Source organism: Brevundimonas pondensis (assembly GCF_017487345.1).
Taxonomy (GTDB): domain Bacteria; phylum Pseudomonadota; class Alphaproteobacteria; order Caulobacterales; family Caulobacteraceae; genus Brevundimonas; species Brevundimonas pondensis.
In genome coordinates this window covers 3,310,076-3,334,567 of the sequence record NZ_CP062006.1, presented here as the reverse complement: position 1 = coordinate 3,334,567, position 24,492 = coordinate 3,310,076, and the positions used below count along the sequence as shown (strand labels likewise).

The following is a 24,492-nucleotide window of genomic DNA, read 5'->3' as shown; positions in this document are numbered from 1 at the left end:
CATCCACAGCGGGGGCGAGGGCCGGGGAGGGTCCGCGCACGCGTGACGCTGGATCAGATCATCGCACTCATCGTTCTGGTCGCCGTGGTCGGGCTGATGATTCACGGGCGGATGCGGTCGGACGTGGTGGCGCTGAGCGGCGCGGCGGCCCTGCTGCTGCTCGGCGTGGTGCGTCCGGTCGAGGTCCAGAGCGCCTTCGCCAGTCCCGCCGTCATCGCCCTGGCCGGTCTGTTCGTCATCGCCTACGCCATCGAGCTGTCGGGCCTTCTGGGCCTGATGATCCGCAAGGCCACAGCCCTGTGCCGGCGTTTCGGCGCGGTCGGCATCTGGGCGGTGATCGGCCTGTGCGGCTCGGTCGGCGGCTTTTTGAACAATACGCCGGTGGTGGTCCTGGCCGCGCCGGTGGTGCGCGACATGGCCCGGTCGCTGAAGCTGTCGCCCAAGCGGTTCCTGATGCCGCTCAGCCATGTGACAGTCCTGGGCGGCCTGCTGACCCTGATCGGCACCTCGACCAATCTTCTGGTCAACGACATGGCGCGCAATGCGGGCCAGCCGGTCTTCAGCCTGTTCGAGATCACCCCGGTTGGCCTGGTCATCGCCCTGGTCGGCGGGCTGTGGCTCTACTTTTTCGGGGCGCGCCAGCTTGGCCGCACCGCCAGTCTGGATGAAGAGGCCGAGGCTGAACGCGAGCGGATCGAGGCCGAGGCGCGAGCCCTGGCCGAGACCCAGGCAGCGACGCGCCAGCCGCGCCTCGGCCGCTGGCGCCTGCCCTTCGCCCTGCCGTCGCTGAGCAGGTTCGGTGAAAGCCGCAACCAGCGAGACGGCACCGGCGACGCCCATCTGGGCGATGTCGAGATGTACGCCTCGGCCGACCGGCCGCTGCAGTGGCGGCGCGCCCTGATCGCCCTGACGGTCTTTGTCCTGGTGGTGGCGGCGGCGGGGCTGGGGATCGCCCCCATCGCGGCGGCGGCCTTCGCTGGGGCGGTGGCCCTGATCCTGCTGGGGGTGCTGACGCCGGAAGAGGCCTATTCGGGCCTCAAGCCCGACATCCTGCTGCTGATCGCCGGCATGGTGGTGGTTGGCACCGCCATCGAGGTGACGGGTCTGGCGGCCCAGGGGGCGGGCCTGCTGATCGAGGTGATCCGTCCGTTCGGGCCGTTGGGCGCCCTGATCGTGCTTTACGGCGTGACCCTGTTCGCGACCGAGCTTTTGTCCAACGCCACGGTGGCGGTGTTGGTGACGCCGATCGCGGTGGCCCTGGCCGAGAGCCTGGGGGTCGATCCGCGACCCTTCCTGGTGGCGGTGATGATGGCCGCCTCGGCCGCCTTCGCTACCCCCTTCGGCTATCAGACCAATGTGCTGGTCTATCAGATGGGCGGCTACAGCTATCTGGACTTCGTGCGGGTGGGTCTGCCGCTGAACCTGATCACCTGGGCGGCGGCCATGGTCGCCATCCCGATCTTCTTCCCGTTCTGAGCGCCGGTATCAGACATCCAGGTCCATCACGACCGGGGCATGGTCGCTGGGCCGTTCCCATTCGCGCACGGTGTCGAGGATGCGGGCGCTGCCCTTGACCACGGCGGGGGTCAGGCCGGGCGAGGTCCACAGGTGGTCCAGACGCAGGCCCCGGTTCGACACCCGGAAGTCCTTGGCGCGATAGCTCCACCAACTGGCCAGTTTGACCGGGTCCGGGATCTGGTCGCGCACCACATCGGCGAAACCGCCTGCATCTTGCAGACGGCGCAGGGTCTCGATCTCGCCCGGCGTATGGCTGACGACCTTCAGCATGAACTTGTGATTGAAGACGTCGTTGTCGCCCGGCGCGATGTTGAAATCGCCGGCCAGGATCAGGGGGCGCTGCCGGTCGCGGGTCTTCATCTCGGCGGTCAGACGCTCGTAGAAGTCCATCTTGTGATCGAACTTCGGGTTCAGCTTGCGGTCGGGAATATCGCCGCCGGCCGGGATGTAGAAGTTCTGCACCTCGACCCCGTTGATCAGGCCCGAGACGCAGCGGCCATGACCTTCACGGCAGACGTCGAGGGCGGGTCCTTCGCCGTCAAGGATGGGCAGCCTGCTGGCGATGGCCACGCCGTGCCAGCCCTTCTGGCCGCGGATCTTCAGATAGGGCAGGCCCATCTGCTCAAAGGCTTCCCGAGGGAACTGGTCCTCGGTGCATTTGATCTCCTGCAGACACAGGACGTCGGGCGCGTATTCGGCGACGAAACGGGCGATCTGGTCGACGCGCAGGCGGACCGAGTTGATGTTCCAGGTGACGATGCGAAGGGTCATGACCCGGCCTTAGCACGGAGCAGCCATGAAAAAAGCGCCCGGAACGGGTCCGGGCGCTGATCAGGTTCGTCTCTCTCGCCGCCGGGAGGGGATGATTCCATGGCGGACAGAACGGCCGCCGCCGTTCTGTGGTCAGAATGTCACACGAACGAAAAAAGTCAAATCAACAAAATGAGTCAAGGTTGTGCCGTTGATGCGACGCCCCCCGCTCTGGTTGCGGCGGCTAGTTGCGGCTGGGGCGACGCGTCGGGTCGCGTAGCTGGAACAGGCTGGCGGCCAGACCCGAGGCGGGTTGCAGCGAGGTCAGCTGGATGCGGGTGCGCGAGCCTTGCGCGTCGGTGATGCTCCATTCCTGCAGGCGCAGCGGCGATCCGGCGAAGGCCAGAATGACCGAACCCTCGGCAGGCTTGGACGCGTCGCGGGCGGTGATGGCGAAGGCGCCGGACTCCATGCGGGTGACGCGGTCAATGCGGACGCCCTGATCCAGACGAACTTCTCGGGCCAGGAAGGTCGAAAGGGGGGTGGCGGCCAGCGGCACCTGACGGAAGACGTTCAGGCGGGGGTCGTAGCGTTTGACGTTATTGCCGTCGGCCACGACCAGTAGACCCGCCGGGTCGCTGTATTCGAAACGCATCTTGCCGGGGCGCTGCAGCCAGAACCGGCCGGTGCGGCGCTGGCCGCCCGGGCCGGTCTCGACGAAGTTGCCTTGAGCCGCTGTCAGGGCGGTCAGATAGGCCTGGGCCTGACGCAGGGTGGCCTGATCCTCGGCGGACAGGTTGGATTGAGCCGAGGCGGGTGCGGCGGCGATGATCGCCAAGGCGGCGGCGCTGAAGCCGAAGGCGCGGCGTGAAATCGTCATGTCTTTTCTTCTCCCGTTCGGGATGAGGGTTCGGATCGTCATCAAGCCGCAGGCAGACGGCGACCCCATGACGCCAGCCTGACCATATTTCGGCGGTCCGATGAAGCGGTGTTCATTGTTTTGGGGTCCTAACGCTCGCCGCACGGCGGCTCGCTGCTTGAGGACGCGAGGCGTTCCAACGGGTCTGGTGGGTAAGCGGTTCCGTTCGCCCGTGCCCGCTTCGGCGCTGAAGCAGCGAGCGACCGCGTCGCGAGCGATAGCGCTCGGCGGCGAAGCCGCCGCCCTCGGCGCAGCCGAGGCTACATGGGAGGCGGCCCGGCCAGGATGTCGCGCTTGCCGGCGTGATTGGCGGGGCTGACGACGCCTTCCTGTTCCATGCGCTCGATCAGGGTGGCGGCGCGGTTGTAGCCGATCTGCAGGCGGCGCTGGATGTAGGAGGTCGAGGCCTTGCGGTCGCGCGTGACCACGGCCACGGCGCGGTCGTAGAGGTCGTCGCCTGACATGCCGTCGCCGTCGCCGCCCATGGCGTTGTCGCCGTCGCCGTCCGGCTCGTCGGTGATCAGGTCCAGATAATCCGGCTCGGCCTGGAGGCGCAGGTGCTTGCACACCTCCTCGACTTCCTGGTCGGTGACGAAGGGGCCGTGCAGGCGGGTGATGCGGCCGCCGCCGGCCATGTAGAGCATGTCGCCCTGGCCGAGCAGTTGCTCGCCGCCCTGCTCGCCCAGGATGGTGCGGCTGTCGATCTTGGACGTGACCTGGAAGGAGATCCGGGTCGGGAAGTTGGCCTTGATGGTGCCTGTGATGACATCCACCGATGGGCGCTGGGTGGCCATGATCAGGTGGATGCCGGCAGCGCGGGCCATCTGGGCCAGACGCTGGACGGCGCCTTCCACGTCCTTGCCGGCGACCAGCATCAGGTCGGCCATCTCGTCCATGACCACGACCAGATAGGGCATGGGCTCGGGGCGGATCTTCTCGGACTCGTAGACCGGGCGGCCCTGCTCGTCGAAGCCGGTCTGGACGGTGCGTTCGAAATGTTCGCCCTTTTCCTGGGCCTCGCGGGCCCGCTCGTTATAGCTGGCGACGTTGCGGACGCCGAGCTTGGACATGCGGCGATAGCGGTCCTCCATCTCGCGCACGGTCCACTTCAGGGCCACGACCGCCTTCTTGGGATCGGTCACGACCGGCGCCAGCAGGTGCGGGATGCCGTCATAGACCGACAGTTCCAGCATCTTGGGGTCGATCATGATGAAGCGGCACTCGGCGGGCGAGTGGCGGTACAGGATCGACAGGATCATGGCGTTGACCCCGACCGACTTGCCCGAGCCGGTGGTGCCCGCGATCAGCAGGTGAGGCATGCGCGCCAGGTCGGCGACATAGGGTTCGCCCCCGATGGTTTCGCCCAGCGCCAGCGGCAGCAGGTGGCTCTTCTTGTCGTACTCGCCGGACGCCAGCAGGTCGCGCAGATAGACGGTTTCGCGCTTGGCGTTGGGCAGTTCGATGCCGATGGCGTTGCGGCCCTGGACCACGCTGATGCGGCAGGCGCGGGCCGACATCGAGCGGGCGATGTCGTCGGCCAGGGCCACGACGCGGCCGTGCTTCACACCGGGCGCGGGGACCAGCTCATAGAGGGTGACGACCGGGCCGGGGCGGATCTGGTCGATCACGCCGCGCACGCCGAACTCCTGCAGCACGCCTTCCAGCATCTTGGCGTTCTGCTTCAGCGACTCCTCGTCCACGGCGCCGCCGCGCTGGCCCGGTTTGGCCAGGATGCCGAGCGAGGGCAGGTCGAAGCCCTCGCCGGGCTCGAAGTCGAAGGTCGCCTGATCGGCGTCGCTGCGGGGCTTGGGCGCTTTTACCGCCGCCACGCGCGGCTCGACAGCCTTAGACGGACGGGCCGAGGGCGGGGCGACCGGGGCGGGGGCCGCATCCTCCCACGGCGGCGCGTAGGCGGGGGGTTCGTCGTCAGCGTAGGGATCGGCCGCATAGGGGTTGTCGTCGGCCTCGACGCCTTGCGCCTCAGGGGCGGGCTCGGGTTGTTCGTGGACGCGGCGCGGACGGCGAGGAGCAGCCGCAGCAACGGGCGCGGCCTCGGCGACGGCGCGAGCGGGCTTGGCGGGGCGTTCGGCCTGTTGGGCGCGGCGGGCGGCGTTCTTCTCGGCGGCCCAGCCGGCGGTGTCGGTGAAGTCGCGCAGGCGCAGGCCCACGGCGTAGCCCAGAGCCCACAGGCCGAGGATCAGGAACAGGCCCCCGGCGATCCAGCGTCCAGCGGGGATGTGCAGGGCGGCGAGGCCCTGCGCCGCCAGACCGGTGACGCCGTCGCCCCACAGGCCGCCGAGACCGGCCGCCAGCGGCCACCTGGCGGGCGCGGCCAGGGCCGACAGGGCGGCGGACAGCAGCAGGACGCCGGACACCGAGCAGAAGACCTTGAAGGCCGTGGGTTGCAGCCGGTGCTGCAAGGCGTCGCCGATGGCCGTCGCCAGTCCAAAGGCGATCAGCAGCAGGACGGCGGGCCAGGCGGCCAGACCCAGCGACTGCATCATCAGGTCGGCGAAGACGGCGCCCGTGGCGCCCAGCCAGTTGGTCGGCCCCTGCGTCGAGGCGGCGTTGAGGCTGGGGTCCGCCGGGTTCCACGAGATCATGGCGACCAGCAGCAGGCTGGCCAGCAGGGCTTGCAGCACGCCGCGGAAGCGCACGGCGAAGGGCGCCCCCCAGACGATGCGGGCGGTGGACCAGGCGCGTTGGCCGAGCGCGAGGGCGGCGGACATGAAGGCGAACCTCAGAAGACTAGGCCTCCCTTGTCGCGCGACAGGGTTAAGGGGCTGTTTACCAGGCGAGGATCCGGCGCCCGCGACGTCTGGCCTCTGGACGCGCGGCGCCAACGGCGCGACACAGGCGGCATGGCTCAGACGGATTACGACATCATCATCGCGGGCGCGGGACTGGCGGGGGCGACGTTTGCGCTGGCCGCGGCGCAGGGCGGGCTGAAGCCGGTGCTGGTCGATCCCCAACCGTTCGACGCCCAGCTGGCGCCGACCTTTGACGGGCGCTCGACGGCCATCGCCTATTCCACCTTCCGCATGTTGGACGCACTGGGGCTGGGCGAGAGCCTTCGTCCGCACGCCTGCCGCATGGACCGCATTCTGGTCACGGACGGCAAGCGGCCGGGCGCCGCCAGCCGCCCGCCGTCGCCGGCCTATATCCGCTTTGACGCCGACGAGATCGGCGACCGTAACGGCGGCGAGCCCCTGGGCTATATGCTGGAGAACCGCCGCATCCGCACCGCCTTGGCCGAGGCCGTGACCGCCGCGGGGATCGAGGTCCGGGCGCCCGCCAGCGTGGCCGGAGTCGAGGTCGGGCCGGGTCTGGCGTCTGTGAGCCTGAAGGACGGTTCGACCATCCAGGCGCCTCTGGTTGTCGGGGCCGAGGGACGCGGCTCGACCGTGCGCCGGGCGGCGGGCATCGACACCTTCGGCTGGAGCTATGGCCAGAGCGGGGTTGTTGCGACGGTCAAGCTGGGCCGTGACCACGGCAATGTCGCCCACGAGTATTTCCTGCCCGACGGCCCCTTCGCCATCCTGCCCTTGACGGAACAGCGCGCCAGCCTGGTCTGGACCGAGAGCACGCGCCGGGCCGAGGCCCTGAAGGTCGCTTCGGACGAGGCCTTCCACGCCCACCTGATGCGCCGCTTCGGCGAGTTTCTGGATGGGGTGGAGGTGGTCGGGCCGCGCTTCGTCTATCCGCTGTCGCTCAGTCTGGCCGAGAAGCTGGTCGCCCCGCGCATCGCCATCCTGGGCGACGCCGCCCACGGGGTGCATCCGGTGGCGGGGCAGGGGCTGAACATGGGCCTGAAGGACGCCGCGGCCCTGGCCGAGGTGCTGACCGATGCGGTGCGGATAGGCGAGGACATCGGCTCGGAGCTGGTGCTGGAGCGCTACGCCCGCTGGCGCCGGTTCGACAATGCGGCCCTGGCGGCGGGCTTTGACGGCTTTGTGCGGTTGTTCTCCAACGACCTGCCGCCGGTGCGGCTGGTGCGCGACCTGGGCATGGCGGCGGTCAACCGCATCGCCCCCCTGCGCCGCGCCTTCATGCACGAGGCGGGCGGGGCGACGGGGGATTTGCCCCGCCTCTTGCGAGGCGAGGCTCTTTAAAGGGGCCTACCGCCCTTCGGGCTGCTTGAGGCCGTTTGGGCGGCAGGGGGCTGAGCGCCTAGTCGTGTGTGTGCAGGAGCACGTCGGCGTCGTGGCGGCGGTCGGCTTCCTCGACGGCGCAGCGCAGGGCCGAGGCGCGGGTCTGGAACAGGCCGAAGAAGAGCCCGTCCGAGGAGGCCAGGCGCCAGACGCGGCCCAGGCGACGGATTTCGAACAGGACGGGGGCGGCGGTCATGGCCGGGTCTCCGTGTGGTTCAGGCGGTCGGCCTGGGCCTGCAGCTGGCGAGCGATGCGCAGGGCGGCCTCGCGGTCCTTGAAGGGGCGGGTGGCGCAGTCCTCCAGGGTGACGCACCAGCCGCCGTCGCGAGCGATCACGCCATAGGCTCGGGCGGGGTGCGGACGTGGGTCCGGCGCCCGTGTGTCGGGATAGCCGCTCATCATCGGGGGCTGCTCCGGTCGCGGGGCGTGCAGCCGAGATAGAGGGCCAGAACAGTCTGGGTCATGCGCCAGACGCTGGGCCCGCCGGGCGGGGCGGCGGGGCGGAGGGACTGGTTCAACAGGGCGCGGCGGCTCATGGGCGTCTCCTTCATGGGGCGAAGAAGACACCCGAAGGGCGTAAGGCCGCGATGTGGAAAACGGGCCGGCGCCTAAGGGCGGCGTAAGCCGACTCAGTCCAGCGGGCGGGCGTCCTCGGCAAGCATGATCGGCACGCCGTCGCGGATGGGGAAGGCCAGCCTGGCGCCCGCCGAGACCAGTTCGTTACGCTCGCGGTCATAGGTCAGGCGGCCGCGCGTGACCGGGCAAACCAGGACCTCCAGCAGGCGAGGATCGACCGAGACGGGGGTGTTGAAGGCGTCGCTCATTATTGTGCCCTATCGTTCGCGCCGCGGGCGCTCGCTGTTTGAGGGCGCCGGTCGCCCAATCGTTCGCCAGAGGCTGTTGCGGTTCATAGCGTCAGGTCGGAGCAGCGCCAACTCACTGCATCGCCGGGTTGTCGTCGTCGCCGTCGCTGGCGGCGTCGATGCGCAGGAGGGCGGTGAGGGCTTCGGCGCGGGCGTCCAGGGTCTCGGCCTCCAGCAGGGCCTGCTTCTCGGGCGGCTCGAACGGCAGGGCCATGGCCAGGCTGTTGATCAAGGCTTCTTGCGGCGCGGCCTCGGCGGTGTCCCAGTCCACGTTCAGACCCCGGTGTTCCAGATAGGGGCGCAGGGCGTCGAGGAAGCTGTCGCGGTCGAAGTCGGCGGCGGGGTCAGGCGCGCGCAGGTCAGGCTCGAACGGGGCGAAGTCGGCGCGGACCTGCCGATAGGGGGTTCTGACCTGAAGCTCGCTCGTCACGCGGAAGCGACAGACCCCGGTCAGGGTGATCAGATAACGCCCGTCCGAGGTCTCGTTGAAACTGGTGATCCGCCCGGCGCAGCCGACGCGGGCCAGGGGCGGCTGGGGCTCCAGGGCGCTGGTCTGGGGCTGGATCAGGCCGATGATCCGGTCCCCGGCCATGGCGTCGTCGACCATGTTCAGATAGCGCGGCTCAAAGACGTTGAGCGGCAGCTGGCCGCGCGACAGCAGGATCGACCCTGGCAGGGGAAAGACCGGGATGATCTGGGGCAGTTCAATCGCCTTGATATAGCCCTGGGCCATCGCCGGTCTCCGATCAGGCGAACAGGATGGAAGACAGGCGGCGGCGGCCGTCGCGGGCCACCTCGCTGGTGGCGCCCGCCGCCTCGAACACGGTCAGAAGCTGCTTGCGCGCCGCCTGGTCGTTCCACTCGCGGTCGGCCTTGACGATGGCCAGCAGCTGATCGACGGCGCCGTTCAGGTCGCCCGCCGAAGCCAGGGCCAGGGACAGGTCGTAGCGGGCCTGATGATCATTGGGATCGGCGGCGATCTGGGCCTGCAGTTCGGCGGCGGCGCCGGTCGGGGCCGAGGCGGCCAGCGACAGCTGGGCGCGGACGCTCTGGACCATGGGGTCGGTGGAATCGGCGGGGGCCATGGCGATGGTCTGGCGCGCCTGCTCGGCGTCGCCCTCGGCCAGATAGACGCGGGCCATGCCGGCGATGGCCTTGGGGTTTTCCGGCTCCATGGTCAGGACATGGGCGAAGGCCTGGGCGGCGCCGCCCAGGTCGTTCAGCGACAGGGATTCCTCGCCCAGAGACAGCAGCTGTTCGACGTCGGTGTTGACCCCGGCGCCGCCGGTCAGCTTGTCGATGAAGGCCTTGATCTGGCTGTCGGGCACGGCGCCCTGGAAGCCGTCGACGGGCTGGCCGTTGACGAAGGCGTAGACGGTCGGGATCGACTGGACCCTGAGTTGCCCCGCATAGGCCGGGTTGGCGTCGACATCGATCTTGACCATCTTCACCGCGCCGGCGGCGCCGCGGACGGCCTTCTCCAGAGCGGGGCCGAGGGTCCGGCAAGGGCCGCACCAGGTGGCCCAGAAGTCGACGATGACCGGCTGATGCTTCGAGGCCTCGATCACGTCGGTCATGAAGGAGGCGTCCGTGCCGTCCTTGATCAGGTCATCGGAAAGCTTGGGGTCGGCGAAGGTCATGATCGGGTCCGCATCAGGGTCGAAGAATCGTAACGGATCAGATGGCGTCGGGATACCTCGTCATCAAGCGCCAAGTGGCGGAGATGAGGCGTCTCGTCGCAAGGGGACGGGTCCGCGCGCGAAAAACGGAGTCCAATTCGTCTGAATCGTCTGAAATCCGCCGCCCGGACCCGATCTGGATAGCAGGCGGCTGCGCCAGAACGGGTCGTGGTCGCCTCAGAGCCGGTCCATGCGTAACCAGCGACGATCGCCCCGCCAGGCGGCGCGCAAGGAGGCTTCCGCCGTCGCCGTCTCGTCGGCGTGGCCTTGCGCCGCCTCGCTGCGGGCCAGGCCGTAGAGGGCCCAGCCGTTGTTGGGCGTCTGGGCCAGGGCGTAGCGGAAGGCCACGGCCGCCTCGGCGGGCCGACCGGCCTGATAGAGGGCGGCGCCCAGCGACTGATTGACCGGATAATACCAGTAGGGCGGCTCCTGATAGGGCAGGCTCGCCTCGATCTCGGCGGCGCGGCGATAGTGGTCGGCGGCCTCGAGGTGGCGGCCGCGCGCCGTCGCCAGCCGTCCGCGCGCCACGGCCTCGGCGAGGGTCAGCAGGTCGGGCGCCGGCACGCCCTGGGCGATCATGTCGGCGAAGGCGTCGGAGGTCTTGAGCGCGGTCAAGGCCGCCAGTTCGCGGTCAAAGCCCCTCTGGTCGCGCAGTCGCGCATAGGCGACGGCGCGGGCGTAGTGGCGCATGGCGACCGCATAGGGCAGCCGGGCGTCAGGCGCCGGGGCCGACAGGATGGCGCGCGGCTCGGCGAACTGGGCCAGGGCCTGATAGGGTGCGGCGTCGATGACCTGGATCCAGGCGATCCGGGCCGAGGTGGCCGGGTCCAGCACCGTGCGCAGGCGCCGCGCCTCGGTCAGGGCGGTGGTCATGTCGCCGGCCATCTGGGCCGAGGCGACGATGAAGTGGATGTTGTGCGGATAATAGCCGTAACGCACCAGGCTCTCGTCGCCGGTGTCGCGGATGAAGGCCTCGTCGGCCCGCGCCGCTGCGACGTTCAGGCGGATGGAGTCGGCGTAGCGCCCGCGCCGCACATAGATGTGGCCCGGCATGTGGACCAGATGGCCCGCGCTGGGCGTGGAGGCGGCGGCCAGGCGGTCGGCGGCCGCCTCGGCGCGCTGAGGATCGGCGGCCTCCAGCAGGTGGATGTAGAGGTGGGCGGCCTGCACATGACCGGGATTGCGGGTCAGGACCCCCTCGACCAGATGCACGGCCTCGCCGCTGCGGCCGACGGGGGTGCGCTTGTCGGCCTCCCAGTAGTTCCATGGCGTGGTGTCCATCAGGGCTTCGGCGGCCAGGACGGCGATGTCGTCGTCATCAGGAAAACGGCGGGCGACGGCCAGCATGGCGTCGGCGTAGGCGGCGTCCAGCGCGGCGCGGTCGGCGGCGGGATCGCGCGAATAGCGCAGGGCCAGAGCCTCGATCAGGGCCTGCTCGCGGGGACTGGCGCGCTCGCGCAGGGCCATGGCCCGGTCGCTGGCGTTAAGGGCGGCGGCCCGGTCGCGGTCGTCCATCGGGGCGTTGATGTTGGGCCCCAGCGACAGGGCCTCGCCCCACCAGCAGGCGGCGCAGTCGGGATCGAGGCCTTGCGCCTCGCGGAAGGAGCGCACCGCCCCGGCGTGGTTGAAGCCATAGGCGAATATCAGTCCCTGGCTGAAATAGGCCTGGGCGCGGGGATCGTCGGTGGTCGCCCGGAACGGCGAGGTCGTCAGGTCGGGATAGAGGGGTATGGGCTGGGCCTGACTGGCCGGCGCGGCAACGGCCGAGGCGATCAGCAGTTCGCGCAGCAGAGCGCCGCCCGTGCTGGCGGGACCGCAGATTGCATTGAGCGCGCCGGGCGTCGCGGCCGGCAGGGGCGACAGGGCGCTGGAACCCGTCAGAACCAGACCGGCGCCGCCCACGGCCAGGGCTTTCCACAACAGTCGCATGCACCGTCCCCCTCGAGGGTCTGACGCGATGAACGCCCGCGGCGCCGTCCGGCGCAGAAATGAAGAACGGCGATATTATTGGTTGTCGCGCGGTCTGGACAGGACGATTCAGGGAAACGGGACTTTCCCCAGGGAGTGGCTGGTGGCGCGAGCCATCGCGATCAAGGCGTGTAAGGATCAGGCGGTGATGTGGGGGAGACCGAAGTCTCCCCGGGGTGTTTGGTTGCCAAAGGCGGCATCCGATCGTGTCGGCTTCAGTTGCTAGTTTTCCGACGACGCATGGTCGGCAGCCTCATCATCCCGCCTCTAGCGTCGTTCGCGGGAAGCAGCTTCGGCAGATGGGGAAGGACACCTGGGTCGCGACCCTTGAAGTAGGAGGTGCATTGCGGGATCCATGTCTCCTGCATGAACTCCACGAACAAGCCGTACATAGAATTGGGGTACTGCCGCGCCGGAAACTCCGCTTGAGGCGTCCAGTGGATATAGTAGCTGAACTGGTCATTGGCTTCGGGATGGTTCCGCTTGAGCCAGTCGCTAAAAAGCCTGCCAACGCTATTTTCAGGCCGCATTTCCTTTCCGTCGAGACTTCGATCCGCCATCACATGGCCCGCAAACTCTAGCGGGCCATAGAGGTGCGTGGCGAGTACTTGGATGACGGAGAAGTGTCCGGCGGAAACGCGATTATGGTTTGCGCTGTAGCGCTGCAGAAAGAGCGGCATGCGCTGTTGGCCGAATGAGCCTGTCTTGCGGATCTGGGGCAGGACTGTTCCAGTCACCCATTTCTTGAAGCGCTTGGCCTCTGGCTTGTCCGACCTCATTACAAGGTTCCACAGGCCGGACTCGTTGATGATCCGGATCTTTTGCGTTCCACCAAGGGTATCGGTCTGAACGACCCCCTTTTCGTCCTCGTCTAAACGGCCTGCGGCGTCGCTCGCATTCTTGATGTCGAGCGCACTGCACGCGTCAGCGAGGCTAAACCATGGCTCCCCGTTTACATCGAAGGTACGGAACTGGAGGTGGTCTTCAGTTTCAAACACTTGGAGAGCGTATTGCATCGCCATCCCTTTCTGCCTGGAGTGCAGGCCTAAAAGTGATGGATTGACGAGACCGTTAGCCCGTGGAAGAATTCACGGTGAGCGCTTAGACAGGCCCCGCCAATCCGGGAACACCTTCGAAGCTGAGGCCGTCGGGATTGCCGTCCCGGCGGCTTTTTCGTCGGTGCGATCAAGAGCGGATCGGAACACTAGATGTAGTGTGTTGGATTCGCGCTCGACTATATGCATGGGCGCACATGGCTAATCGCACGTAAAGACTTGATCTTCGCTCTTTGTTCTCAATTCGGTGGGGGATGCTGTGGATGCTGCGAATTAAGCACGCTCGAACAGTTGCTTAGTATCCTCACTCGCCAAACATGAACTTGGCCTCCGCGACCCGAACTAGTCGCGGCAGACGAGCTTGAGAACCGGTGTCTCAGCTCAGTCCAGGGCGTTGAAGTCGACCACGAGCGGCTCACGGCTCATCAGGGTCAGCACACGGCGGAAGTCCGCCTGATCGAGGGCGGTGGTGGCCGTGTTGGTCAGGGGGTGGAAGTTGACCACGTCCGCTTCCCACAGGCGCTGATCCAGCACAAAGGTCACGCGGCGATCCGTGTCATTGATCAGGCCCAGGGCGGTGACCGAGCCGGGGCGGACGCCGAGGGTCTCCCACATCAGGGTCTCGTTGCCGAAGGACAGGCGATCCGAACCCATGGCGCGGTGCGCCCGCTTCAGGTCGATGACCGTGTCCTGGGCCGCCGAGATCAGCCAAAGCCGGCCCTTCTTGTCCTTGAGAAACAGGTTCTTGGTGTGGAGGCCGGGCATGTCGGCCTTGAGCTCCAGACCTTCCTCGACGCGGAAGACGGCGGGGTGGTCATGGGTGGTTTGGGCCACGCCGTTGTCGGCCATCCAGGCCAGGAGGCGGGCGCGGTCGTAGGCGGGAACAGACTCGGGGACTGGCGGTTCGGCGGCGGTGTCGGTCATCTCGGTCTTGTCGGGCGGGCGGCGGGGGCGATAGGGGAGGAGAAGACAATCGTTAGCCTGTTTGGGAGCCCGCGTCTTGGAACTGGAATGCTATCCGATGACCGCCCGGCCGTGCGACCTGGTGCCGGGCCGCCAGTCGCGCAACTGGATGGACGCCTTCGCCAGCCGGCACCCCTATCGCTGCCTGCCGCTGAACATGGCCAACACCACGGGCTGGGAGATCCTGTGCCCGTTCGGCTTCACGGCGGAATGGAACGGCGGCCCGGCCCAGTCGGACATCAAGATCACGCCGGACCGGCATCAGCCGGAACTGGATCACTTCGTCAGCTCGCACTTCTCGCGCGGGGTCCTGACCATGCACCCGCAGTACCTGTTCCGGACGCCGCCGGGCTGGGGCATGCTGGCGCAGGGTTCGCCCAACCACGTCAAGGACGGCATCCAGCCGCTGACCGGTCTGATCGAGACCGACTGGCTGCCCTTCCCCTTCACCATGAACTGGATCTTCACCCGGCCGGGCAAGGTGCGGTTCGAGAAGGGCGAGCCCTTCTGCTTCATCCTGCCGATCGAGCATCGCAAGGTGGAAGGCTTCGAGCCGGTGATCCGCTCGCTGGAGTCCAACCCCGGCATGAGAGGGCAGTTCGACGCCTGGAACCGGGCGCGCACCGACTTCAACAGCCGTCTGGCCTCGGGCGATCCCGATGCGGCCAAGGAGGCCTGGCAGCGCTTCTACTTCAAGGGCGAGGTGCCGGAGGCCCTAGGCTCGGCGCCGGCCACCCACGCCAACAAGCGGAGATTGAAGACGCCTCGGGTCGGTTAGAGCCGACCCGAGGGTCTTTCTTGAGGGGGCCTATTGCGCTTCGCGCGACTTGAGGCCGAAATCACAGACAGGAACGCCCGCCTCATCGCTGAGGCGGGCGTTTCTAGTTCGGCGCTCAAGCAGGCCGGAGGCCGTTAGCGCACCAAAATGCGCTCAAGCAGCGAGCGACCGTGTCGCGAGCGATAGCGCCCTCTTACCTGGACGCCGGCCGCAGCACGCGCGGGCCGAGGTTGTTGATGACCTCGCGGGCGTCGAAGGCGTTGAGATCGCCGGCGGGCTTGGGACCGCGGCCCATGACGATCTCGGCCGTGGCCTCGTAGCGGTCCACCTGACGGATGTCGCGGTCACGACCCCAGTAGGGGTCCCAGGTGCTCCAGTAGCCGCGTTGGTAGAAGCGCCACGACGGACCCCAGTAGGGGCCATAGCGGTCGTAGTAGAAGGGATCGGGCGTCGAATAGAAGCGGGTGTCGCGGTCGGTGGCGCGGGTCACGGTGGCGAACCAGTCGTAGCCGTTCTCGACCGTCAATTCGGCCGAGCGCAGCAGCAGCGACATCTCGACCTGATCGCGCGAGGTGACGGAGTTGCCCGAGAAGCTGACGGCGTAGCGGTTGGCTTCCAGACGCTGTTCGGCATAGCCGCCGCGTTGGCCGTTCAGGCCCGCCGGCTGATAGGGGGTGGCGGTGGCGCAGGCGCCCAGGGCCAGGGCGCCGGCGAGGGCGACCAGAACCGACGTCTTACGAAGATTTCTCATGGGAACGTCTCCTTGAACCTTCACTGAACGACCGTGCTGCTGAACGACAGGTGAACAGCCAAGTTCCTGAGTCTGCGACACAGACGCCTATCCGTGCAATCTGGTGATGATCAGGACGGCTGCAAGGATCAGCAGACCGCCGACAAAGATCCCGAAACCGCGCTTGAAGCGGGGCTGGTTCATCCGGTTCGCCAGGGCGGCGCCGCCAAGGCCGTAGGCGCTCATCGACAGGACGTCCATGCCGATGGTGGCCAGGGCGAACAGGGCCAGCTGGGGCGCGACCGGGCGGTTGACGTCGAGAAAGGGCGGCAGGACGGCGGTGAAGAAGAGGATGGCCTTGGGGTTGGCGATCTGGACCGTGAAGCCGTCGATCAGGGCGCTGCGGCCGCGCCTGACCTCGACATGGTCGGGCTCGGCCGCCGTAGCGAAGGCCCCGTGCAAGGCCTTGACGCCCAGCCAGGCGACATAGAGGGCGCCGAGGACGGCGATGATGCGGAAGACCTGGGGGAAGGCGGCGACCAGGGCGCCGAGGCCCAGGGCGGCGGCGCCGAACCAGACCAGGGTGGCGGCGTTCATGCCGACCACGCCGATCAGGGCCGAGGCGCGGCCCTTTTCCATGCCGGTCGCCACGGCGAACAGGTTGGCGGGGCCCGGCGTGATCGCCATGACGGCCATGACGCCCAGGAAGGCGGCGTAAAGATGCGGATCGACGGGAAGCGCGGCCATAAGACCCTTTCCGGCGCGCGATTGGTCAGGTCAAGCGCGGTCGGGTGTCGAGTTCAGGTCTTGGCGGGTTTGGCCGGGGGCGCCGGCGGGGCCGGCGGGGCCGTGAAGGCCGCCTCGACTTCCGCCATGGCCTCCTCGGTCTGGCCGACGGCGTAGTCGGCCATCAGACCATAGGTGACCATCTGGTCAGGATCGGCCTGGGCCCAGGCGCCGTTTGTCGCCAGCCCCTGCACCATGGGTTCGACGCCGGCCAGGGCCTCGGCGACCACGGCGTCGATGTCGATCGCGGCCAGGGCCTGTTGAGCGATTTCGCCGGCCTGCTGCGTCGCCAGGCTGGTGAAGGCCGTGACGTGAGGCTGATACTCCGACCAAAGGGCGGCGACCCTCAAGCCCTTGACGGTTTCGTCGAGGGTGTCGTCGTCCTGGATGGCCTCGGCGCGTTCGCCGAACTCCTCCATCTTCTTTTCGAAGGCGGCGGCGGCCGTTTCCAGCTGGATCTCGGCCTGGGTCTTCTGGTCCTGGGCCACGGCGGCGGAAACGGGCAGCAGGGCAAGGGCGGCGACGAGCGACAGGGCGCGGATCATTTCGGATCTCCTTCGGCGGACGCTGCAAGGTCCGCCGAAGGAGGCTCGATCTCAAGTGAAATCGCGGTAAGGCGAACGGCCCGCCCTGCTGCGATTCCGGGTCAGTTCTGACCGGCGGGCGCAGCCGGAGCGGCGGGCGCCGCCAGGGCCTGGGCGATGCTGGAGCGGATCTGGCTCGGCACATTGCGGACCTGAGCCGGGGCGGCTTCGGCGGCGGCGAGGATCTGGGTCTTGTCGGCGGCGTGCTCGGGTTTCTCGGCCATGAGGCGCAGGAAGGCGGCCATTTCGTCGGCGAAGGCCGAGAAGCGCGGTTCGTACTGGTTCAGGATGGCGTCGGTGCGCGTCTTCTTGGTCGCCGCGTCGAGGCTGGCGTCGTCCATCACGACCGATAGTTCGCTGCCCATGCGCGCGGCTTCGGCCTGGAAGGCCTGGCCCCTGGCCTCGAAGGCGACTTCTTCGGCCGACTTGGCGGGGGCGGCCGAGCTCGGCGCCGGGGCGGCGGCTTGCTGGGCGACGGCGGGCGCGGCGCACACGGCGAAGGCCGCGACGGCGGCGGCGAGTGTCAGGCGGGACATGGAGGAACTCCGGCAGGAACGAACGGGGCGTCCGATGTAGGGCGCGCTGGTCGGGACGACCGAGCGAGAATGCAAGTTGGCCTTGCCATGCGATGAGCGCAAGCGTCAGCATGTGTGCATGAAACCTGCCCTGCTCTCACTCGCCGTGCTGGCGTCTTTCACGACCGGATCGCTGAACGAGGCCCAGGCGCAAGCGAGCGCCCGCACCTATGCGATCAGCGGTGATTGCGACGGCGAACCCGCGACCACGGTGCGCATGGCGCCGGGGCTGTGTCTGGGTCTGGTCTGGCAGGGGGCGGGGGCCGAGGGGCCGCGGATGCCGCGCGGACTGATGCAACTGGCCGATGGCGCTTGGCTGGTGACGGACCTGGGCGGCTGGGAGGCGGGCCGGGGCGCGGTGTGGCGGCTGTGGTTCGCGGCGGATGGCGCGGCGCGCTGGCGGCGGCTGGCGGGCGGACTGTCGATGCCGCACACCGTGGCGCGCGGGCCGGACGGGCGGATCTATGTGTCCGAGATGAACCGCATCCTGACGCTGGACCCCGAGGCGGCCGATCCGGCGGCCAGCGTGCGAACCGTGATCGGCGACCTGCCGGACAACCGGCTGCACGACAATCGCCATCCGCTGTCGAGCTTCGTCTTCGACGGGAACGGCGACCTGCTGGTCAATGTCGGGGCGCCGAGCGACCGCTGTCTGGACGCGGCGGGCAAGCCCAAGACCGACGCGCGCGGCGCCTGCGTCGAGGACGCGGCGACGGCCCAGGTGCGGCGTCACGCCTATCTGGGCAATGGCCGTTGGGCCGAGGACAGCACGGTTTTCGCCAGTGGTCTGCGCAACTCCATCGCCCTGGTGCGGCATCCGTCGGGGACGGTGTTGCAGGCCGAGAACTCGGTCGATCTGACCACGCCTGAGCATCCGTTCGACGAGGTCAATGTGCTGCGACAGGGCGGCCATTACGGCTGGCCCTATTGCGTGGACTTGCAGACGCCTCTGCCCGGTTGGCCCGCACGTCAGGCGCGGTGTGGAGAGCGGGATCGGCCGGTCGCCCTGCTGCCGCCGCACGCGGCGCCGCTGGACATGATCTATTACGAGGGGGCGATGTTCCCGGAACTGCGCGGGCGGCTGCTGATGACCTGGCACGGCTATCGCCGCACGGCGGGTCGGATCACGGCGGTGGAGACAGATGAGCGGGGGGTTCCGCTGACCGACGTAGGCGGGCGCTACGCCGTCTATCCGCGCGGGTCGCTGGCCTATCCGGCGGGGGCGCCGAGCGTGAAGGGCAAGGTTCTGACGCCGGGCTGGGACCGCGTGGCGGGGCGTCAGCCGCGCGGCTCGCCGGTGGTCATGGCGGTGGCCGCCGACGGGTCGATCTGGGTCACGGACGACCGCAGCCGGGCGATCCTGAGGATCGCCCGGCCCTAGGCATTGGTCTTTTGGGCCTTAGCCCTTGGTGCGGGCGTCGCGCTTGGCCAGGACGCGCAGGCGCAGGGCGTTCAGCTTGATGAAGCCGGCGGCGTCCTTGTGGTCATAGGCCTGGACGCCTTCCTCGAAGGTGACGAGGTCCTGATCATAGAGGCTGTAGGGGCTTTCGCGGCCGATGACCGTGGCGTTGCCCTTGTAGAGCTTGACGCGGACCACGCCCGAGACCTTCTCCTGGCTCTTGTCGACGGCGGCCTGCAGCATCTCGCGCTCGGGCGAGAACCAGAAGCCGTTGTAGACGAGGTGGGCGTATTTGACCGCCAGTTCGTCCTTCAGGTGCATGGCGCCGCGGTCCAGGGTGATGGACTCGATGCCGCGGTGGGCGGCCAGCAGGATGGTGCCGCCGGGGGTCTCGTAGACGCCGCGCGACTTCATGCCGACGAAGCGGTTTTCGACCAGGTCCAGACGACCGATGCCGTTGTCGTGGCCGTACTGGTTCAGGGCGGTCAGGATGGTCGCGGGGCTCATGGCCTCGCCGTTGATCGAGACGGCGTCGCCCATTTCAAAGCCGATTTCGATGACCGTGGCGACGTCCGGGGCGGCTTCCGGCGAGATGGTGCGCTGGTGCACGAACTCGGGGGCCTCGACGGCGGGGTCTTCCAGCACCTTGCCCTCGGACGAGGAGTGCAGAAGGTTGGCGTCGACCGAGAAGGGGGCCTCGCCGCGCTTGTCCTTGGCGATCGGGATCTGGTGCTTCTCGGCGAAGTCCAGCAGGGCCTCGCGCGAACGGAACTCCCACTCGCGCCACGGGGCGATGACGTGGATGTCCGGGTTCAGGGCGTAATAGCCCAGCTCGAAGCGGACCTGATCGTTGCCCTTGCCGGTGGCGCCGTGGCAGACGGCGTCGGCGCCCAGCTGGCGGGCGATCTCGATCTGGCGCTTGGCGATCAGCGGACGCGCGATCGAGGTGCCGAGCAGATACTGGCCTTCATACAGGGCGTTGGCGCGGAACATGGGGAAGACGAAGTCGCGCACGAACTCTTCGCGCAGGTCGTCGATGAAGATGTTCTCCGGCTTGATGCCCAGCTTCAGCGCCTTTTCCTTGGCGGGGGCCAGCTCTTCGCCCTGGCCCAGGTCGGCGGTGAAGGTGATGACCTCCGCGCCGTATTCCTCCTGCAGCCACTTCAGGATGATCGACGTGTCCAGCCCGCCCGAATAGGCGAGGACGACTTTCTTGATGGGCCGTTCTTGGGGGGCGGGCGAGGTCATGGGTCGAAAAATCCTTTCGGGCCGCGGGGAGGCGTGTCTGGCGCGCTTAAAGGACCAGACGCCCTGTGATGCAAGGGCATGATTGTGTCGTGAGACGCCGATGTGAAAAAGGCGCCGCGACCGAAGCCGCGACGCCCTTCATTGTTCAGGCGATCACAGGCCTCAGACGAGGGCCTTCAGCCTGTCGACCAGATCGGTCTTTTCCCAGCTGAAGCCGCCGTCGGCGTCGGGGGCGCGGCCGAAGTGGCCATAGGCGGCGCTGCGGCGATAGATGGGCTTGTTCAGGCCCAGGTGCTCGCGGATGGCGCGCGGCGAGGCGCCGCCGATCAGCTTGGGCAGTTCGGCTTCCAGCACGGCCTCGTCGATCTTGCCCGTGCCGTGCAGGTCGACGTGGACCGACAGGGGCTTGGACACGCCGATGGCGTAGCTGATCTGGATGGTGCAGCGGTCGGCCAGGCCGGCGGCGACCACGTTCTTGGCCAGGTAGCGGCAGGCGTAGGCGGCTGAACGGTCGACCTTGGTCGGGTCCTTGCCCGAGAAGGCGCCGCCGCCGTGCGGGGCCGCGCCGCCGTAGGTGTCGACGATGATCTTGCGCCCGGTCAGGCCGGCGTCGCCGTCCGGCCCGCCGATGACGAACGTGCCGGTCGGGTTGATGTGCCACTCGGTCTCGTCGGTGATGAAGCCTTCGGGCAGCACCTTCTCGACATAGGGTTTGACGATGGCCGCGACTTGCGACTGGCTCAGATTGGCCTTGTGCTGGGTCGAGACGACGATCGAGGTCGCGCGTGTCGGGCGGCCGTTCTCGTAATAAAGCGTGACCTGGCTCTTGGCGTCGGGCTCCAGGCCCGGCTCGATCCCTGCGTGACGGGCGTCGGCCAGGGTCTTCAGGATGTTGTGGCTGTATTGCAGGGTGGCCGGCATCAGCTCGGGCGTCTCGTTCGAGGCGTAGCCGAACATGATGCCCTGGTCGCCCGCGCCCTCGTCCTTGTCCTCGGCGGCGTCGACGCCCTGGGCGATGTGGGCCGATTGCGGGTGCAGGTTGTTCTCGAAGCGGAAGGTCTTCCAGTGGAAACCGTCCTGCTCATAGCCGATGTCGCGGACCACGCCGCGCACCGTGTCTTCGATCTCCTGCTCGACGCCGGGAGCCCAAGCGCCCTCGGTGTCCATGATGCCCTTGCCGCGGATTTCACCGGCCAGGACCACCAGGTTGGTCGTCGTCAAGGTCTCGCACGCCACGCGCGCCTCGGGGTCCTTGGACAGGAACAGGTCGACGATGGAGTCGGAAATCTGGTCCGCGACCTTGTCGGGGTGGCCTTCCGAAACGCTCTCGGAGGTGAAGAGGAAGGACGAACGGGCCAAGGCAGGCTCCTGCAAGACGGTGAGGCCGACAGACATATAAAGATATGCTTATACGTTCAAGGGATGACCGAAGCATGGCGCGGAATCACAGGTGCGCACAGGCAAGAGGTCCGCGCGCGAACAGACGGGCGGCCGGACCGGTTTCTTCTGATTTCAATGTGCTGGAAGGAAGTGGTGCCGCTTAGGTGACTCGAACACCTGACCCCATCATTACGAATGATGTGCTCTACCGGCTGAGCTAAAGCGGCTCCGGTCGGCGGCCTGACCAGTGTCGGAGGGCCGCGCGAGGTCGGGTCTTTATACGGGTCCGGCGGACTTGCCAAGCGCTGTCAGCATGGAGTTTTCATCCGGGGCGTCGGCGGTGCGGATTTCGGTGAAGCTGAGGCCCTGGAGCGGGACGGCGGCGGCGGGGGAGATGCAGACGACGAGGCGGTTTCGCGCGGCGTCGGGGTCCAGACAGGCCGCGAGCGCGCGGGCCGCGCGGGGGGAGTGGAGCAGAACCGCGTCGAAGTCTGCGGGCGGGACGGCGCCGGTTTCCTCGGCGGCGTAGACCGGCAGACGCTGGATTTGGCAGGCGGGCAGGAGGGCGGGCAGGTCGCCGGCGGGCTCGCGGGCGCCAGGGGCGAGGATGAGCCCCTTGATGGACGTGGCGGCGATGAGGCGCGCTAGGGCGTGGATGTCGCCGGCGGCCGAGCGGGCGTTCGCGAAGCCCGCGTCGCGGGCGGCTTCGGCGGTGGCGTCGCCGACGGCGAAGACGGGGCGGTCGCGCAAGGCGGGCGTCAGGGCCGCGAAGGCCTCGACGCCGTTGGGGCTGGTGAAGGCGAGGGCGTTGACCGTGGCGAAGTCGGGCGCGGTCTTGAGGGCGTCGGGCAGGGGGCGGATCGTGAGCAAGGGAACGACGACAGGCGTGAAGCCCCGCGCCGTCAGCCGGGCGGCGGTGCGCGCGGCGCCGGGCTGGGCGCGGGTGATCCAGACGCGGCGGATCGGCCGCATGGCCTAGAGGTCGATCTTCTGGTCGCCGGCCTCGGCGTGGACCTCGGCCCCGAGCCGCAGGCCGAGCGAGCGGGCGTGGTCGAGGGCGGTCGCAGCTGAAACCCCGGAGATTTCGCCGACGCGGCGCCAGCGGGCAGAGCCGTCGGGGCTGAGCATTTCCGTGGTCAGGCGCAGGACGTCGCCCTCGATCACGGCGTGGGCGCCGATGGCGGTGCGGCAGGACCCTTCCAGCGCGGCCATGGCCCCGCGTTCGGCGGCGACGGTCAGGGCCGTCAGGTCGTGGTTGAGGAGGCGGGTCCAGGCGGCGTCTGCGTCGTTCGCGCGCGTCTGGATGGCCAGGGCGCCCTGGCCCGGGGCGGGCAGGAAGACGTCGAGCGACAGGCGCTCGCGGATGACCTCGGAGAAGCCGAGCCGGTTCAGGCCCGAGCAGGCCAGAAGGATGGCGTCGAAATCGCCGTGCTTGAGCCGCTTCAGCCGGGTGTCGACATTGCCGCGCAGCATCTCGATCTGCAGGTCGGGACGCAGGGCCAGAGCCTGGGCCTGACGCCGCAGCGAGGCGGTGCCGAGGCGGGCGCCGTGCGGCAGGTCGGCGAAGGTGGCGAAATGTTCGCTGATGAAGCCGTCGCGGGCGTCCTCGCGTTCAGGCACGGCGGCGATGGCCAGACCGTCTGGCTGTTCGGCGGGAACGTCCTTCATCGAGTGGATGGCGACGTCGACGCGGCCGTCGAGCAGGGCCTCCTCGATCTCCTTGGTGAAGAGGGCCTTGCCGCCGACTTCCAGCAGGCGGCGGTCCTGGATGCGGTCGCCGGTGGTGACGATCTCGACCAGGGGGACCAGGGCTTCGATGTCGGCCTCGGCCACGCCCAGGGCGCGGCCGATGGCGCGCTGCATCATGCCGGACTGGGCCAGGGCCAGCTTGGAGCGGCGGGTGCCGATGCGAAGGAGGGGTTCAGTCACGTCGAGGCGCCGTTGCGAAAGAGGGGGCGGGTCGCTAACTCCGCCCAATGAAGATGGACGCGGACTATAGCAGGGCGACGGACGGGGCAACCGAACGCGGGTCGGACGGATTGACCGTGCTGGGTCTGGAGACCAGCTGCGACGAGACCGCCGCCTCGGTGGTTCGGCTGTCGGCGGCCGGGGCCGAGGTCCTGTCCAGCGTCATTCACAGCCAGATCGACGAGCACGCCGCATTCGGCGGGGTGGTGCCGGAAATCGCCGCCCGCAGCCATGTCGAGATGATTGACGGCGTCGCCCGCCGGGCCATGGCCGAGGCCGGCATCGACTACGCCGCCCTGGACGGGGTGGCGGCGACGGCCGGGCCGGGTCTGGTCGGCGGGGTCATGGTGGGGCTGAGCTATGGCAAGGCCGTGGCCCTGGCGCGCGGCCTGCCGCTGATCGCGGTCAACCATCTGGAGGGCCATGCCGTGTCGGCGCGGCTGGGGGCGGAGACGCGTTATCCCTTCCTGCTGCTGCTGGTCTCGGGCGGGCACTGCCAGCTGCTGGAGGTGCGCGGCATCGGCGACATGAGCCGTCTGGGCACCACCATCGACGACGCGGCGGGCGAGGCCTTCGACAAGATCGCCAAGGCCATGGGGCTGGGCTATCCGGGCGGGCCGGCGTTGGAGAGGCTGGCGGCCCAAAGTCGAGAGAATGGCGGCGACGGGTCGCGGTTCGAGCTGCCAAGGGCCCTGTTGGGGCGCAAGGACTGCGACTTCTCCTTCTCGGGTCTGAAGACGGCGGCCTCGCGGCTGGCCCAGACCTGCGAGAGCGAGCAGGATCGGGCTGATCTGGCCGATGCAGTGCAGAAGGCGATCGCGCGCCAGCTGTCGGAGCGGACCGAACGGGCCATGCTGGCCTATGCTGAGCAGCATGAGGCGTTGCATTTCGTGGTGGCCGGGGGCGTGGCCGCCAACAAGACGATCCGGCGCACGCTGGAGGATCTGGCGACGAAGCACGGCTTCGGCTTCCTGGCGCCGCCCATGGTCTATTGCACCGACAACGCCGCCATGATCGCCCTGGCGGGGGCGGAACGACTGGAAAAAGGCCTGACCTCGGACATTGATGTCGCGGCCCGGCCGCGATGGCCTCTGGACGAGGCGCGCGCGAACGCCGATCCTGTGCACAAGAAAACGGGCCGCAAGGGCGCCAAGGCTTGATCGGCCGGGGTTCGGGCG

General features: G+C 68.5%; 25 protein-coding genes and 1 tRNA gene. 5 read left to right on the top strand and 21 right to left on the bottom strand.

Features of this window, described 5'->3' with window-relative positions; all coding sequences use genetic code 11:
• The first annotated feature begins 42 nt into the window (after positions 1 to 42).
• Complete coding sequence (locus IFE19_RS16440) at positions 43 to 1,476, top strand: SLC13 family permease (RefSeq protein ID WP_207824227.1); 1,434 nt, start codon at positions 43 to 45, stop codon at positions 1,474 to 1,476.
• A gap of 9 nt (positions 1,477 to 1,485) precedes the next feature.
• On the opposite strand, the gene xth is transcribed toward IFE19_RS16440, so the two are convergent.
• The 3 genes from xth to IFE19_RS16425 form a co-directional block, all read right to left on the bottom strand.
• A complete protein-coding gene (xth, locus tag IFE19_RS16435; protein ID WP_207824225.1) occupies positions 1,486 to 2,289 on the bottom strand; it encodes an exodeoxyribonuclease III in 804 nt (267 codons plus the stop codon).
• 223 nt (positions 2,290 to 2,512) lie between these two features.
• On the bottom strand, positions 2,513 to 3,148 hold the full coding sequence (locus tag IFE19_RS16430) for a LolA family protein (RefSeq protein ID WP_207824224.1): 636 nt from the start codon (positions 3,146 to 3,148) through the stop codon (positions 2,513 to 2,515).
• A gap of 299 nt (positions 3,149 to 3,447) precedes the next feature.
• Positions 3,448 to 5,916, bottom strand: a complete 2,469-nt coding sequence (locus IFE19_RS16425; RefSeq protein ID WP_207824222.1) for an FtsK/SpoIIIE family DNA translocase — start codon at positions 5,914 to 5,916, stop codon at positions 3,448 to 3,450.
• Between the two features lie 132 nt (positions 5,917 to 6,048).
• On the opposite strand from IFE19_RS16425, the gene IFE19_RS16420 reads away from it, so the two are divergent.
• The gene (locus IFE19_RS16420; protein ID WP_207824220.1) at positions 6,049 to 7,299 is read left to right on the top strand and encodes a UbiH/UbiF/VisC/COQ6 family ubiquinone biosynthesis hydroxylase; all 1,251 of its coding nucleotides are present in this window, start codon (positions 6,049 to 6,051) and stop codon (positions 7,297 to 7,299) included.
• A 58-nt stretch (positions 7,300 to 7,357) separates the two neighbouring features.
• Here the strand turns inward: IFE19_RS16420 and IFE19_RS16415 are convergent, their stop codons facing one another.
• The 9 genes from IFE19_RS16415 to IFE19_RS16375 all read right to left on the bottom strand — a co-directional run bounded on the left by IFE19_RS16415 (position 7,358) and on the right by IFE19_RS16375 (position 13,827).
• Positions 7,358 to 7,534, bottom strand: a complete 177-nt coding sequence (locus tag IFE19_RS16415) for a hypothetical protein (RefSeq protein WP_207824217.1) — start codon at positions 7,532 to 7,534, stop codon at positions 7,358 to 7,360.
• Entirely contained in the window at positions 7,531 to 7,737 is a 207-nt protein-coding gene (locus IFE19_RS16410) for a hypothetical protein (protein WP_207824215.1), read from the bottom strand. The genes IFE19_RS16415 and IFE19_RS16410 overlap by 4 nt, the downstream gene beginning before the upstream one ends.
• Entirely contained in the window at positions 7,737 to 7,874 is a 138-nt protein-coding gene (locus IFE19_RS16405; RefSeq protein ID WP_207824214.1) for a hypothetical protein, read from the bottom strand. Before IFE19_RS16405 ends, IFE19_RS16410 begins: the two co-directional genes overlap by 1 nt.
• Positions 7,875 to 7,967: 93 nt before the next feature.
• Positions 7,968 to 8,162: a Trm112 family protein gene (locus tag IFE19_RS16400; RefSeq protein ID WP_207824213.1), complete on the bottom strand. Its 195-nt coding sequence runs from the start codon at positions 8,160 to 8,162 to the stop codon at positions 7,968 to 7,970.
• 112 nt (positions 8,163 to 8,274) lie between these two features.
• On the bottom strand, positions 8,275 to 8,934 hold the full coding sequence (locus tag IFE19_RS16395) for an LON peptidase substrate-binding domain-containing protein (RefSeq protein ID WP_207824212.1): 660 nt from the start codon (positions 8,932 to 8,934) through the stop codon (positions 8,275 to 8,277).
• A 13-nt stretch (positions 8,935 to 8,947) separates the two neighbouring features.
• Positions 8,948 to 9,841, bottom strand: a complete 894-nt coding sequence (trxA, locus tag IFE19_RS16390) for a thioredoxin (RefSeq protein ID WP_207824211.1) — start codon at positions 9,839 to 9,841, stop codon at positions 8,948 to 8,950.
• Between the two features lie 216 nt (positions 9,842 to 10,057).
• Positions 10,058 to 11,809, bottom strand: coding sequence for a tetratricopeptide repeat protein (locus tag IFE19_RS16385; protein WP_207824210.1), 1,752 nt, complete (start codon positions 11,807 to 11,809; stop codon positions 10,058 to 10,060).
• Positions 11,810 to 12,063: 254 nt separating this feature from the next.
• Entirely contained in the window at positions 12,064 to 12,864 is an 801-nt protein-coding gene (locus IFE19_RS16380) for a BRO-N domain-containing protein (RefSeq protein WP_207824209.1), read from the bottom strand.
• 420 nt (positions 12,865 to 13,284) lie between these two features.
• Complete coding sequence (locus IFE19_RS16375) at positions 13,285 to 13,827, bottom strand: prolyl-tRNA synthetase associated domain-containing protein (RefSeq protein ID WP_207824208.1); 543 nt, start codon at positions 13,825 to 13,827, stop codon at positions 13,285 to 13,287.
• Between the two features lie 76 nt (positions 13,828 to 13,903).
• On the opposite strand from IFE19_RS16375, the gene IFE19_RS16370 reads away from it, so the two are divergent.
• A complete protein-coding gene (locus IFE19_RS16370; protein WP_207824207.1) occupies positions 13,904 to 14,644 on the top strand; it encodes a DUF6065 family protein in 741 nt (246 codons plus the stop codon).
• A gap of 193 nt (positions 14,645 to 14,837) precedes the next feature.
• On the opposite strand, the gene IFE19_RS16365 is transcribed toward IFE19_RS16370, so the two are convergent.
• From IFE19_RS16365 to IFE19_RS16350, 4 genes are all read right to left on the bottom strand, one after another.
• Positions 14,838 to 15,395: a CC0125/CC1285 family lipoprotein gene (locus IFE19_RS16365; RefSeq protein ID WP_207824206.1), complete on the bottom strand. Its 558-nt coding sequence runs from the start codon at positions 15,393 to 15,395 to the stop codon at positions 14,838 to 14,840.
• An 87-nt stretch (positions 15,396 to 15,482) separates the two neighbouring features.
• Positions 15,483 to 16,121: a LysE family translocator gene (locus IFE19_RS16360; RefSeq protein ID WP_207824205.1), complete on the bottom strand. Its 639-nt coding sequence runs from the start codon at positions 16,119 to 16,121 to the stop codon at positions 15,483 to 15,485.
• Positions 16,122 to 16,174: 53 nt separating this feature from the next.
• Complete coding sequence (locus IFE19_RS16355; RefSeq protein ID WP_207824204.1) at positions 16,175 to 16,705, bottom strand: hypothetical protein; 531 nt, start codon at positions 16,703 to 16,705, stop codon at positions 16,175 to 16,177.
• A 101-nt stretch (positions 16,706 to 16,806) separates the two neighbouring features.
• On the bottom strand, positions 16,807 to 17,280 hold the full coding sequence (locus IFE19_RS16350) for a translation initiation factor IF-2 (protein ID WP_207824202.1): 474 nt from the start codon (positions 17,278 to 17,280) through the stop codon (positions 16,807 to 16,809).
• Positions 17,281 to 17,398: 118 nt separating this feature from the next.
• Between IFE19_RS16350 and IFE19_RS16345 the strand changes: the two genes are divergently transcribed.
• Positions 17,399 to 18,700 carry a PQQ-dependent sugar dehydrogenase gene (locus tag IFE19_RS16345; protein WP_207824200.1) on the top strand — a complete coding sequence of 434 codons (1,302 nt, stop codon included), beginning with the start codon at positions 17,399 to 17,401 and terminating at the stop codon, positions 18,698 to 18,700.
• 18 nt (positions 18,701 to 18,718) lie between these two features.
• On the opposite strand, the gene IFE19_RS16340 is transcribed toward IFE19_RS16345, so the two are convergent.
• The 5 genes from IFE19_RS16340 to hemC form a co-directional block, all read right to left on the bottom strand.
• Positions 18,719 to 19,966, bottom strand: coding sequence for an argininosuccinate synthase (locus IFE19_RS16340; protein ID WP_207824198.1), 1,248 nt, complete (start codon positions 19,964 to 19,966; stop codon positions 18,719 to 18,721).
• A 162-nt stretch (positions 19,967 to 20,128) separates the two neighbouring features.
• Positions 20,129 to 21,325: a methionine adenosyltransferase gene (gene metK / locus IFE19_RS16335; RefSeq protein WP_207824196.1), complete on the bottom strand. Its 1,197-nt coding sequence runs from the start codon at positions 21,323 to 21,325 to the stop codon at positions 20,129 to 20,131.
• Positions 21,326 to 21,497: 172 nt separating this feature from the next.
• Positions 21,498 to 21,573 (bottom strand) — tRNA-Thr (locus IFE19_RS16330).
• Positions 21,574 to 21,622: 49 nt separating this feature from the next.
• On the bottom strand, positions 21,623 to 22,318 hold the full coding sequence (locus IFE19_RS16325; protein WP_207824195.1) for a uroporphyrinogen-III synthase: 696 nt from the start codon (positions 22,316 to 22,318) through the stop codon (positions 21,623 to 21,625).
• Between the two features lie 3 nt (positions 22,319 to 22,321).
• The gene (gene hemC, locus IFE19_RS16320) at positions 22,322 to 23,275 is read right to left on the bottom strand and encodes a hydroxymethylbilane synthase (RefSeq protein WP_207824193.1); all 954 of its coding nucleotides are present in this window, start codon (positions 23,273 to 23,275) and stop codon (positions 22,322 to 22,324) included.
• A 53-nt stretch (positions 23,276 to 23,328) separates the two neighbouring features.
• On the opposite strand from hemC, the gene tsaD reads away from it, so the two are divergent.
• Positions 23,329 to 24,474 (top strand): tRNA (adenosine(37)-N6)-threonylcarbamoyltransferase complex transferase subunit TsaD, encoded by a 1,146-nt coding sequence (gene tsaD / locus IFE19_RS16315; RefSeq protein WP_207824191.1) that lies wholly within the window; start codon positions 23,329 to 23,331, stop codon positions 24,472 to 24,474.
• Positions 24,475 to 24,492: the final 18 nt, after the last annotated feature.